This window comes from Wolbachia endosymbiont (group B) of Lycaena phlaeas (genome assembly GCF_947251875.1).
Classification (GTDB): Bacteria; Pseudomonadota; Alphaproteobacteria; order Rickettsiales; family Anaplasmataceae; genus Wolbachia.
Window position 1 is genome coordinate 626,030 of sequence record NZ_OX366392.1, and the last position, 13,337, is coordinate 639,366.

The 13,337-nt window shown below is 34.4% G+C and carries 7 protein-coding genes; 4 read left to right on the forward strand and 3 right to left on the reverse strand.

The features are described from left to right. Positions 1 to 578: 578 nt before the first annotated feature. A complete protein-coding gene (gene radC, locus OPR37_RS02820) occupies positions 579 to 1,259 on the forward strand; it encodes a RadC family protein (RefSeq protein ID WP_019078756.1) in 681 nt (226 codons plus the stop codon). A gap of 214 nt (positions 1,260 to 1,473) precedes the next feature. Here radC and OPR37_RS02825 read toward each other — a convergent pair whose 3' ends face one another. Further along, on the reverse strand, positions 1,474 to 2,715 hold the full coding sequence (locus OPR37_RS02825; protein ID WP_007302893.1) for a hypothetical protein: 1,242 nt from the start codon (positions 2,713 to 2,715) through the stop codon (positions 1,474 to 1,476). Positions 2,716 to 2,870: 155 nt separating this feature from the next. Here OPR37_RS02825 and OPR37_RS02830 point away from each other — a divergent pair, with 155 nt between their 5' ends. Next, positions 2,871 to 4,952: a heme lyase CcmF/NrfE family subunit gene (locus tag OPR37_RS02830; protein ID WP_458694651.1), complete on the forward strand. Its 2,082-nt coding sequence runs from the start codon at positions 2,871 to 2,873 to the stop codon at positions 4,950 to 4,952. 50 nt (positions 4,953 to 5,002) lie between these two features. Here OPR37_RS02830 and OPR37_RS02835 read toward each other — a convergent pair whose 3' ends face one another. Continuing rightward, positions 5,003 to 7,330, reverse strand: coding sequence for an ankyrin repeat domain-containing protein (locus tag OPR37_RS02835; RefSeq protein ID WP_265016911.1), 2,328 nt, complete (start codon positions 7,328 to 7,330; stop codon positions 5,003 to 5,005). Positions 7,331 to 7,443: 113 nt separating this feature from the next. Between OPR37_RS02835 and mutS the strand changes: the two genes are divergently transcribed. Further along, the gene (mutS, locus tag OPR37_RS02840) at positions 7,444 to 9,945 is read left to right on the forward strand and encodes a DNA mismatch repair protein MutS (protein ID WP_264685017.1); all 2,502 of its coding nucleotides are present in this window, start codon (positions 7,444 to 7,446) and stop codon (positions 9,943 to 9,945) included. Between the two features lie 60 nt (positions 9,946 to 10,005). Here mutS and OPR37_RS02845 read toward each other — a convergent pair whose 3' ends face one another. After that, on the reverse strand, positions 10,006 to 11,382 hold the full coding sequence (locus OPR37_RS02845; protein ID WP_012481817.1) for an ankyrin repeat domain-containing protein: 1,377 nt from the start codon (positions 11,380 to 11,382) through the stop codon (positions 10,006 to 10,008). Positions 11,383 to 11,513: 131 nt separating this feature from the next. Here OPR37_RS02845 and aspS point away from each other — a divergent pair, with 131 nt between their 5' ends. Beyond that, the gene (aspS, locus tag OPR37_RS02850; protein ID WP_012481816.1) at positions 11,514 to 13,316 is read left to right on the forward strand and encodes an aspartate--tRNA ligase; all 1,803 of its coding nucleotides are present in this window, start codon (positions 11,514 to 11,516) and stop codon (positions 13,314 to 13,316) included. Positions 13,317 to 13,337: the final 21 nt, after the last annotated feature.

Below are 13,337 nucleotides of genomic sequence, written 5' to 3' on the forward strand. Positions count from 1 at the left end.
TTATGACAATAAGAGTATTTATCCTTGTTTTCGATCCGCGCGGGTTCAACAACAAAAATTCAGTAAAAAACTCAGATATTTATTGGCAAATTACATAAAAATTATAGCGGCTGCATGTCTTTTTTATTTTTTCTACATTCAGCCAAAACGCGCTTATTTTAAGCGTTAGCACATTATTACAGCGCCAATTTACATTATTATAGGGTCAAAACTCGTTACACGGGGATTTTTTTGCCTTTTTTTTTCGCTTGGTAAATTTCTTAACATTTACAGCTAAAGCTTCAGGCCAGCACTTGATACTGGAAATTTTTTGAGCACAAAAGTTATGCTAGGTTTTTGTTGGTAAGAAACCAGTGTCAAGCACTGGGATGACATAGAAGGAGCACTGGGATGATATATAGAAGGGACACTGGGATGAGGCTACTTGAATGACAAGAAGGAGGGAGCAGGGGATGACAAGAGAGGGGCTACTTTCATTTGCTGTCTTCAAAAATTTACAATTATGCTTCATGTGTTTTATTAAATATTTTACTTAAAAATTCAATTTCTTATTATAAGAGATAAGCAATTCATGAATAATGAAAGATTACAAAAAAGGTCATAGAAAGCGCCTAAGAGAGAGAATTATTTTAGATAACGGACAATCATTGCTTGATTATGAGATTTTAGAACACATTTTATATTCAGCATATAGTAGAATCGATGTAAAGCCAGTAGCAAAGAGTTTGATAGAAAATTTGGGCAGTTTAAATAAAGTTTTTAATGCCGATTTAGAAGCACTGCAAAATATTGAAGGAGTTAATAATGCAGCCATATCTGCTATCTTTTGTGTGAAACAGGCTTTTGTTCGTTCTGCACGAGAAGAAATAAAGGACCTACCTATAATCAATAACTGGGAAAATTTGCTTGATTATTTAAAAGTAAGTATAGGAAGCCTTAATAAAGAAAATTTTCGCGTCATCTATATGAATAAAAGATATCGTCTAATAGCGGAAGATCTGCAGAACTTTGGTACAGTAGATCAAACTCCTATTTACGTTAGAGAGATCATAAGACGCGCTCTTTTGATTGGCTCAACATCGATTGTAATATCCCACAATCACCCAAGTGGAGATATACAGCCTTCAAGTAGCGATATGTTTCTCACTAGACAGCTTGCAGAAGCTTGCAAAAGCATAGGAATAGAATTAATAGATCATATTATTATCACATTTAGTAGCTATTTTAGTTTCAAGGAAAATAGGCTTTTATTAGAGTAGATCTAAAATTGCTTTTGCCATTTTTCTTATTATGAAAGTAAAGCTATACATGAGGTGGTTGCCAGTGGAACAAAAATTTTCCTTCTGGAAGACAATGTGTGATTTAGGTAGTGGCAAATTGAAAGAAATACATGGTATTTGCCACTATTAGAAATCTCCTATTTTGATAAGACTTATGAGGTCTTTATTGGTTTTTTGAATTTTGTTGAAGCACTCACATGCTTACTCTAATATTTTGTTCACAGAGCCTAGTTAGCTCAATTTCAACGTTGATTTGTGAAGCTCTGAGTTCTGTTAGGGGATTTTCTGGTTGAATATCTAGCTTATTCTGTATGTTCGATAAACAAATTAAAGCCGAATCAAAAATTTCATCATACTGCTCTGCTTCATGCACACAATTGATTATTTCCTTAAATTTTTCCACATCTTGCGGCGTATCTTTTAATATTGCTCTTATTTGGTTTAGGTTTTGACGAATTTTTTCCTGATATCCAGCAATTCTCTCTTGATATATATCAATCATTTTTTGACATGAGGTGCCTCTAAATGGGTGTTCTGCTTTTTCCTTTATGTAGGAGCTCTGAAAATTTTTGCAACTAAGGACTGCTTCTCTACATTTTTTTATGTCACTAATTATACTGGTTATTGACTTACTTGCTTTCTCATGTTCTTCTTTTTTGATTATACATTCATCCTTTGTTTGGCTCATTTTATCATACAGATTTCTGCATTCTTTATATGATACCAGCGGTTGTAGTATTCCTTCCTCTACACCTTTATTATAAAAATTCTTCAACTCATCGCTTGATAGTATTCGTATAGCATCTTCCCTTTTACCTTGTGATTTAGGATACTTTTTGTTCAGTGAACTAATATAATTTAATAGGAAACTCTTAGTTAAATCTTCCTTTTTAACTTCTGATAATTTTTCTAGTGTTTCTATATATTTCAAAGTTTCCGCAAAAAGCTGTGCACCAGATGTAGCAAATCCTGGCAGTGGTTTGCTCTGCGCCTTATAAAAATCGGTTTGTAAAAAATCTTCGGCTTGTTTTTTTATTACTGAAAGTTCATTGAAGGCTTTTTCTGGATTGATTTTTTTTAAAATACTAGTAGCTTTTTTAATCGCTCTTTCTCTCTTTTTATTATCTTGTTTTTCGTTTAAGATTAAGCTTTCAGCTTCAGTAAAAGCATTGCCTTGGGCACTTTTGGCAATATTACAAACAACGTTTTTTACAACTTGCTTAGTTGCTACATAATCTATTTCCTTTGTAAAGCAATCAATAAATAGCTGCCAAATTTTTTTGTTAACGGACTTACTTGTCTTATGTTCTAAATCTTCTACATCTTTGAATCCTAAAATAGTATAGAGATTTTTTTCAATTATTGGTTCAGCATGTTGTTTTGCCACTTTACCTTTTATATTGAATAGAAATTCACTAATCTTAGTTGTGCCCATAATATTACCTCACAATATTAATGTTATATAATATAAAGTATAAAAGCTTAATGCTTAATTTTTACTTACTATTAATATAATTGAAGATTAACTTTGTTCCTATATTAAAACTTTAACTCCCAATTTATTATTAGTAATATCATTATATGAATCTTATGCCTGAATTTGGGAATATATTGTTATTGGTAGCCTGTTTGTTATCTTTAACGTATTTGTTTCTACCGTTTAGTTCTTACCGATTCGTCTCCTCTGCCATATTTTTTTGTGTGTCAGCATCAATGGCTATTTTGATCTACTGCCACATTAAAAATGATTTCTCACTTGAAAACGTATATTACCACTCACACACAACAAAACCTTTAATCTATAAGATTTGTGGTGTTTGGGGAAATAAAGAAGGGTCTATGTTGCTTTGGACCTTAGTGCTTGTCATGTATTTATTACTAATGGATATTTATATACCTTCTGTCATCCCAGTGCTTGACTACTTGGATCCAGACAATTTAATTGCAAATGAGTACATCAAATGGCAGTGTAATAAAAACTGGATTCCAGTGTCAAGCACTGGAATGACACCAGAACGAACTAATGGTAGTAAATTAAAAAAAATATCTCTTATCACCCAAGGCTTGATTTGCTTTTGTTTTTTACTGTTCACTTTACTTGAATCCAGCCCCTTCACTAAAATGCCAGGCATTGAAACAGATGGACTGGGTTTTAATCCGATATTGCAGGATATAGGCCTTGCTATTCATCCACCGGTATTATATTTGGGGTACCTTGGATTTAGCATTCCTTTTTCGCTCTCTATAGCTGGATTAATTTTAAATACTGAAGGAAATGTTTGGGCTAAAATTGTCAGGCCTTGGGTACTTATTTCTTGGTCGCTGCTCACTTTGGGCATCAGCTTGGGTAGCTGGTGGGCATATCGTGAACTCGGTTGGGGTGGATTTTGGTTCTGGGATCCAGTGGAAAACGTTTCTTTGATGCCTTGGCTAATTGCAGTGGCGCTGACACATTTGTTGCTCGTTGTACGAAATTTCAATACTTTAAGGAATTTCGCTATTTTACTTACGCTTACAACTTTTATATTGAGTGTGACTGGAACATTTCTAGTCCGCTCAGGAATACTTACCTCAGTGCACACGTTTGCAGATGACCCAAGATATGGACTGTATATATTAGCTCTACTTGGTGTAATTACAGTCAGTAGCTTAGTAATATTTGTAGTGTTTACGAGAAAGAATCACACATCTTTCCAGTATTCGATATTGGAATCTGAAAAGAAATCTGCTACTCAAGTGACAGAAGGTAGAAGATTCTTTTCACGCCTTACGATGATGCTGATGAACAATTTATTATTCATCACTGCCTTTTTCATCGTGTTCGTTGGCACTTTATACCCTACAGTGCTTGAGTATTTAACCGGTGAATTAATTTCAGTTGGAGCACCATATTACAATTCTTTATTTAACTCTATTGCACTAGCTATTCTAGTACTCACCATGATAGGGCAATACTGCAGTTGGCAGGGAAATAGTCTATTGCCAATATTCCGTGAATATAGATTTTCATTTTGTAGTGCTGCAGCTATTTTGCCGTTTATCTTTCACATGGAGCTAATGATTGTGCTATCAATTACCATCTCCATAGCATTATTAATCTTTGTTTTAGAAGCATATAGTAAAAGAATTTGTTTATTTAAGGTAGCATTTGGTGAATCAATTTTATTAGCAAGAAGAGTTTCTAAGTCCTACTATGGAATGATGCTTGCTCATGCTGGAGTGGCAATTCTAGTGCTTGGTATATCTTATTCCGTTGGTTGGCAGGAGAAAAAAGAAAACTACTTGGGAATAGGAGACAGCATAACAGTCAATAAATTTAAAGTTACTTTACGAAATATTGAGCTAATAAAAGAAAAAAATTTCCATGCAGTGAGGGGTACAATGGATATCAGGAATTTGCTGAATAATAAGATATTAGGTGAAGTAACTCCTGAATATAGATTTTACCTTGCGGAAGGTCAGAAAAATGTTGAAAGCAGTATCTACCACAATTTATTTTCTGATATTTATGTTGTAATTGGAGAGATTGATAAGAGTAAGAGCAAAATCGCAGCTAAAGTGCACTATAAACCTGGAATGTCTATAATCTGGCTAGGATCCTTTCTTATCGCTTTTGGCTCGCTCCTTGCTGCTTTGCCTTCTACCAAAAAAGTAGTTCCTTCAGTATCATAAAGTTTGCATTTTTTGGCAATTTAAACTTAAGCTAAGCAACACTAACCTCGCTAGCGAATTTTCTCTGTGTTCTGTTGTACAATAGGAAATAAAGATATATTTTCTAATGAAGAACTTACATGATATATGGAATCTACTTCCTCAGGCCTTTTAAAATATCCCTGCTTAATAGCGTCGTAGACAGAAGAACCACCAAGCAAGCAGTTCTCACCTAACTCTTCTTTATAATTTTTAAACTTTTCCAATATTTCCTCCTTGTTACTCACTTCTACTATAATTTTTCCTTCATCTTGCACATCAGAATACAATCTAGCATCTACTTTTCCCAAATCAGTATGAAAAGTCAGTACTATATTACCTATAAGGTCAGTATAATTTCTTACCCCACCTTCCGTTAAAATTTCTATCTCGCTTTCACCGATTGCTATCACGTCTCTTCGAAATTCTGTGCTTTCATCTGTTCCATTTATGATTTTTGCAACCTCGACTATACTATTCTTTGAGTATTTCAAGCAGAAAGTGAAGTTGTCCATTTTTGCCTCTTTTACCTTACCAGTAGTTGCGTTTTTTGCAGCTTCCAAAAACCTTAGAGAATAATGTATATAGCTTTTACGTGCTTCTTTCAGATTAGCTTTGTGGTCTTTAAACTTCTCTAGTTTATCAATTACAATTATACTACTTAGAGTTTCAAGTACTGCACCTCTTTTTACCAAATTACATACTATGCGACTAGCAACTTCTATGTCCCTTTCAACTTGAAAAATCTTTAATTCACTAATTCTTCTTATTACATAATCTGTAAAATTATACTTATTCTCATAAGTATTTTCATATATATTTCCCTCACAAGTAAGATTGAACCTTACCCTAGATTTTATAGCTTCATTTACAACCTGTTCTAGCTGATTTATGTCTTGAACTTCATCTAATTTACAAAAATATTTATCTGGATCTTGCTCATCTAGTAGAAAATCATTCCCCCATAGATTTACACTTTTGCGCAAATACTTTTTTCCATTATAGTCAGCTTGTGTTTTTTTACGAAAAGTTCCATAAATAACATCATCAGTTAAAAAGCACTCTTTAATATTAAGGTGGGGGTTATTAACTGCAAATTCTATTGGGGTTTTACCTTTTTTATCCTTTATATCAAGATTAGCTCCTTTCCTTAGAAGCAATTTGATAATTGTATCACAATGACCAGAACGAGTAGCATAATGCAAAGGCGTCCTTCCTGTGTCGTCCTTTTCATTAGGATCAGCACCTGAATTCAACAGTAAATCTATGCATTCTTCTGAATTGCTACATTCCATACTTGATAGAATATGCAGTATTGTCAGTTTAGATTCTCCTCTTTTAAGGTTGAGAATGGTTTTTAGATCTTGATTACTTTTATGATCTAGTAAAAATTTTTTAATTTTTTCAACATCGTTCTTATAATCCTTATAAGTAACATGTGAAAAGTCTTTAAAAGTACTTAAGAATTTTTTATTCAATTCCTTCTGACTCTCTGTTAAGTTGGACATGTCAACAAGCCACGTAGATATCAGCTTGCCAAATGCACTTCTTTCGACAACATCCGTTAAGGAGCAGTCATTGCGAAGTAGCAACGAGTATTTAATCAATTCATATTCATCATCTTCTTGTTGCTGTGTTTCTTCTGCTTTCTTAGAGTGCTTAAAATCATTTTTTATTAATTCAATCAAAAGCTTTAATGTGTTAAAACTTTTATGTCCCAATAAAGGATCTGCTTTGTTTTCAAGTAGAATTCTTGCTATTTCTGAATAGCCATTTCTAATAGCCCAGCATAACGGAGTACGCCCGTATTCATCCGCTACGTCAACATTAGCCCTTTTCTCTAATAGGAGTTCTACTATTTCTTCATGTCCATTGATAGTAGCACAATGCAAAGGAGTACACCCATTTTGATTTACTGCATCAACATTAGCCCCCTTGTCTAATATGAGTTCTACTATCTCTTTATTTTCATTGTGAGCAGCACAATGCAAAGGAGTAAACCCATTTTGATCTGCTACATTAACATTAACCCCGTTTGCTATGAGAATCTCTACCACTCCTATACTGCTACTTGCAGCAGCAAAGTGTAAAGTATTCCATCCATCTTGATCTGCTGTATTAACATTACCCCCTTTTTTTATTAAAAGCTCTGCTATCTTTACAAGATCATTTCTAGCAGCTATATGTAACAATGTACTTTGATCATCGAATGTATAATTTATGTTAAATCCATTATCTTGCCACTTTTTATACGTGTCTGGATCTTCTTTTTCCAATTCCTCTTTTACCCTTTCGATTATATTGTTCTCATTTAAGTCACTTATTGTCCTTAATATTTTTAACAACCGTTCATATTCCATAATTCTACCTCAAACTATTTGTTTTTGTACTATAGCTAAAAAAAATTATTGATCCATAATAAAATAACCAACACCAGAGTAAGTGGTTTGCTGCTAACATATTTAAAAATGTTATGAACTTAATAAGAGAAAAAAATACCCCTGTAATGGAGCAATATTTAAATTTGAAAGCTCAATACACGGATCATCTATTGTTTTATAGACTGGGCGATTTTTATGAATTGTTTTTCGATGATGCTATTAAAGCTGCGAAATTGCTGAATATAGTGCTAACCAAGAGGGGCAATTCAAATGGGCAAGAAATACCAATGTGTGGAGTGCCAGCACACAGTAGCGAATCTTACCTACACAAGCTAATAGATTTAGGATTCAAAGTAGCAATCTGTGACCAATTAGAAACTGCTGATGAAGCAAAAAAGAGGGGCTATAAATCCATAGTAAAGCGTGATGTAGTGCGAGTTGTAACTCCAGGTACAATTATAGAAGATTCACTACTGGAGGATAAAAGCAATAATTATCTCGCATCCATAGTTGAACAAAATGACGAATATGCTATGAGTTGGCTTGAATTATCGACGGGAAAATTTTTTCACACTTTAACGAGTTTGAAAGCTCTAGATAGTGATTTATTGCGTATATCACCAAGAGAATTATTAATTTCTGAAAAATTCACTGAGGATGAAAAAATTAGATCGATTTTAAAAAATTATAAAATATCAATTACGCAACACGCACAGAGCTTTTTTGAGTATAGTAAATCTCACAGAACATTATGCGAGTTTTATAAAATCAGGGAACTTGGGAGTATAGGAAATTTCAGCAAAGTAGAAATCATGGCGTGTGGTGCACTGCTTGAATATGTCAGAGTAACGCAAAGGGGCTCCATTCCAAGGCTTGAATTCCCAAAAACCTATAAGCAACAAAATTTCATGCTTATTGATGCTTCAGCAAGGAGAAATCTTGAGTTGTTTTCAACTCAATTTGGTGAAAAGAAAGGTTCACTAATTTCAGTTATTGATCATACAGTTACAGCTTCTGGTGGACGCCTGCTCAAACAAATGCTCGCTTCACCCCTTGCTTGCTCTAAGGCAATTAATTTGAGGCTCAGCACCGCTCAATTTTTTGTAAATAATCATGATTCACGCAGAAAAATACGAGAGATATTATCTAACATTCCGGATATTGAAAGGTCTTTATCGCGCTTAATACTAGGGCGTGGTTCACCAAAGGATATGAACCTATTGAAAATAGGCCTAGGAAAGACTTTAGAATTGTCTGAGTTTCTGTCTACCTTGCATAATTATTGTTTAAGTGAAAAATCAGAAATTAACTCTCAGATGTCATTCCAGTGCTTGACCAGAGAAAAGGAACCAGTTCAGGTGATAAGTAGTGACGAGAGTGAACTAAGCACAATACATAAAAGTCTTGGTAATCATAAAGATCTATTCGAGCTTCTAAACAGCGCTATACTTGATAACAACCTCAGTTCCGTAAAAGAAGGAGGATTTATCAATCCAAAATACAACTCAGAATTATCTGAGTTATCTTATATATTGAACAACAGTAACAAGTTGGTAACTAAGCTCCGTGAATCTTATCGCGACCTAACTGGCATTGCTGCACTCAAAATATTACACAACAATATACTTGGTTATTACGTTGAAGTGTCGGCAAATCACAAAATAACTTCGGATATATTTATTCATAGACAAAGCTTAGCAAATAGCATGCGCTACACTACTAATGAATTGAAAGAACTAGAAAATAAAATTCTTACGGCACGTGATGCTGCAATCGGCTTAGAAATGAAAATTTTTAGTGAACTGTGTAGTGAAGTCGCTAAAGAATCTGAAAAAATTGCTCTTGCTGCAAATGCTTTGGCAAAACTTGATATTAGAACTGCATTTGCAGAGCTTGCAGTGCAAAATAATTACGTAAAACCCATTATTGATGACAGCAAAGAGTTCAATATCTGTAGCGGAAGACACCCAGTGGTTGAAGTTAACGATAAATTCATTGCAAATAGCATCAATTTAGCTGGTATACATCTAATTACTGGTCCTAATATGGCTGGAAAAAGCACTTTCTTGAGGCAAAACGCTCTCATTGCAGTTTTAGCTCACATGGGGTCATTTGTGCCAGCAGAGAGTGCGCATGTAGGAGTGATTGACAAGATATTCAGCAGGGTTGGCGCAACGGATAATATAACAGCTGGTTATTCTACCTTCATGGTAGAGATGATCGAAACAGCAACGATAGTAAATCAGGCAACGGACCGTTCCTTGGTGATACTTGATGAAATTGGTAGGGGCACAGGGGTGTATGATGGATTATCTATTGCACAGGCGGTGATTGAACATATTCACAATGTAAATAAGTGCCGCGCCATTTTTGCAACTCATTATCATGAATTGACTAAAGTAGGTGAATACTTAGAAAATGTGAAATGTTTTTGTATGAAAATAAAAGAATGGAAAGGAGAAGTCATCTTTTTACATGAAGTAATTGAAGGCATTGCAGATGAGTCATATGGAATACATGTAGCAAAACTTGCTGGTTTTCCTGATTCTGTTTTAAACAGAGCAAGAGAAGTATTTGAGGAGCTAAAGGCTTGAGGAAAGTAACATTATATTACTCCACAATTATGGATTTTAGCAATCTATGGCGCTTTAATTTTAGTCAGCTTTCTGAGTAACTGAATTAACGTAGCATTGATCGATTGCCACATTAGTCAAGATTCCAATTCCACCACCTACAACTGCACCTACAGCTCCTAATGCTAGTTGAGTACCAATTCCAGCAGAAGACCCAATGATTAATGGAGCAAGAAAATATAATGCTAAAGCGCAAGTTATTGCAGCTACACTTATAACAGCCAGCTTTCTCGGACAAAAATTTTCTGGTGCCTCAGCACTAGATATAAATGATGATTTTACTAGATTTTTTCTACTTTCATGATCTAAAAAGCCACTCACTGTTCTCATTATAGGACGGGTAGAGCCGTCACCAGTCAAGTCAATTCTATCTCCCACTATATCATGAAGCTCTTTAACTTGAGCTTTATATTCATCCCAATAGTTTGATAACTCTTGTTGGTCATTGAGAAGATCTGGTTTATTTGAAGTTGTTAACCAGTGTGAGTCATGTTCCAAAATATATCGAATTGTAGCTTTCCCTATATCTATATGCCCTTCAGTAATTGCATACTTTAAAACACCTTCTGCTTTTTTCCTTCCAACATTAAGATCAGCACCAGCTTTTATCAATAATTCTACTATCTTTGGAGAATTATGAAATATAGCAATATCTAAAGGGACCATCTCATTACAATCTTTGATATTTAAGTTTGCTTTGTGTTCTATTAAATAACTTATAAATTTTAAGGTTTTATCAGATTTTTGATCGTCTATGTCTTTATGTCTGTAATATATTCTAATTGCAAAATTCAACGCAGTTTGACCCTTTAACGCACTACCACCAATAATTAAGTTCTGATAGCTTTTTACCTCTTGATTTATTAAGTTAACATCCGCACCGTTTTCTATTAAAGCCTTAGCTCCTTCGAAATTGCCTTGTGCAGTTTGCAGATGAAGTAAGTAACGACCAAGATGATCAGTTGCATTAGGATTTGCACCTTGTTCAATCAAATACCTTGCAATTTTATCATTAAATTTGTGATCATAAGTTGCAGATTCTAGTGGCTCAGGATTTTGCGATAACTCATCTTTAGCTATTAAGCTGTTAATCTGACAGATTGATTTTACTGACTCTAAATCTCTTCTTTTAACTGCCTTTGTGACTGCAGCGCTAAAGCTTATACCCTTTTCTATTAGATATTCGGCCATTTTGTTATTAGTAGAACACTTTAATAAATTTGTACCGCTTTGGGAATTAACCTCAGTGACAACATCTCGAATAATGGAACTATTTTCCTCAAAAATTGACTTTACTTTTTCTAAATCATTTTTGGTGACAGTATCAACAAGATCTTTTATTACAGCATTCACCCTCTCTTTTTTAGCTAAAATTTCTTTTAATTCTTCAGGGTTCATAAATACACCTCAACACACATAATAAAAAAGTATATCTAAATCAGAATTGCTTATAAAGGATCTTTAGATATTATCTTGCCCAAAGGTTAATTTATTTTATAATCTTTTTGTATTCTAGAAATTTCAATTAAATGAACTGTTATAAAACTCACGAGTGTAATGAATTAAGGAAGAATGATGTAGAAAAGGAAGTTACTCTCTCTGGGTGGCTGTACCGTAAACGTGACCATGGTAACCTAATCTTTGTTGATTTAAGAGATTTTCATGGGATTACTCAGTTGGTATTCAATAACGATAAAGATTTTTTTGATGAAATTTCGAATTTAAAATCAGAAAGTGTGATTACTGTCACAGGAATAGTCAAAGCTAGAACTGAAGATACGGTAAATAGCTCTATTTCCACAGGAGAAATTGAAGTTATAGTTAGTAATTTACAAGTTGAATCTGAAGTTGAGTTCCACTGTGATGAAGAAATAGCAAAAGAAGAAAGGAGTATATTAGCAAGTATCGCCGGTGAGCAAGAATACCCAGAAAACATGAGATTTAAATATCGTTTTCTTGATTTAAGACGTGAAAAGGTTCGTAATAACATTATTCTACGTTCACAGATCATTTCAGAGCTCAGGAGGCTCATGATAGAGCAAGGATTCTTAGATATTCAAACTCCCATACTTACTGCCTCTTCTCCTGAAGGAGCACGTGATTATTTAGTGCCAAGCAGACTAAATCCTGGTAAATTCTATGCATTACCACAAGCTCCACAGATTTTTAAGCAGTTGCTTATGGTTTCAGGGTTTGATAAATATTTTCAAATTGCACCTTGTTTTCGTGATGAGGACGCAAGGGCTGACCGTTCTCCTGGGGAGTTTTATCAGCTAGATCTTGAAATGTCTTTTGTAACTCAAGAAGATATATTTCAGGTTATTGAATCTACTTTATATAAAGTGTTCGCGAAATTTTCTCGCAAGTCTGTCGATAAAGATTTTCCACGTATTACATACAAAGAAGCAATGCTCAAATATGGATCTGATAAGCCAGATTTGCGTAATCCATTATTAATTAGCGATGTAACAGAAATTTTCCGTGATTCAGAGTTCAATATTTTCAAAAGCAATATCGAGCGAGGTATGGTAGTCAGAGCCATCCCTGCTCCTAAAACAGCAGAGGAACCACGCAGTTTTTTTGATAAAAAAATAGAACATGCGCAAAAAGAATTCGGTGCTAAAGGTCTTGGATATATAACGTTTGATAAAGATGGCATCGCAAAAGGGCCAATTGCTAAATTCCTCGATGACAATAGGCTAAATTCCATAAAAGAAATAACGAATGTAAAGCCCGGAGATAGTGTATTTTTTGCTTCTGATAAGGAAAATGAAGCAGCAACAATTGCAGGGAAAGTGCGCACTCTTTTAGGTTCAGAATTGGGATTAATAGATGACGATATCTTCAAATTCTGTTGGATTATTGATTTTCCATATTTTGTATATGACGATAAGAGCAAAAAAATAGATTTCTTTCACAACCCATTCTCTATGCCACATGGTGGCTTGAAAGATTTAGAAGAAAAAGATCCGCTGGATATCCTTGCTTACCAATATGATCTTGTTTGCAATGGAATAGAGCTGTCAAGTGGAGCAATTCGTAATAACAAACTGAATATTATGTACAGAGCTTTTGCCATTGCAGGCTACAGTAAAGAGGAAGTTGATACAAAATTTGGCGCGCTTGTGCGTGCATTCAGGTTTGGAGCGCCACCTCATGGTGGAATAGCGCCAGGGGTTGATAGAATGGTTATGCTACTTGCAGATGAGCCGAATATTCGTGAAGTAATCTGTTTTCCTATGAATCAGCAAGGAGAAGATGTTCTAATGGGCGCTCCTTCTAAAGTAGATGATAAGCATTTACGTGAGTTGTCTTTAAAGGTTGTTGAATAAAGTTGTATATAACTTGAGTTT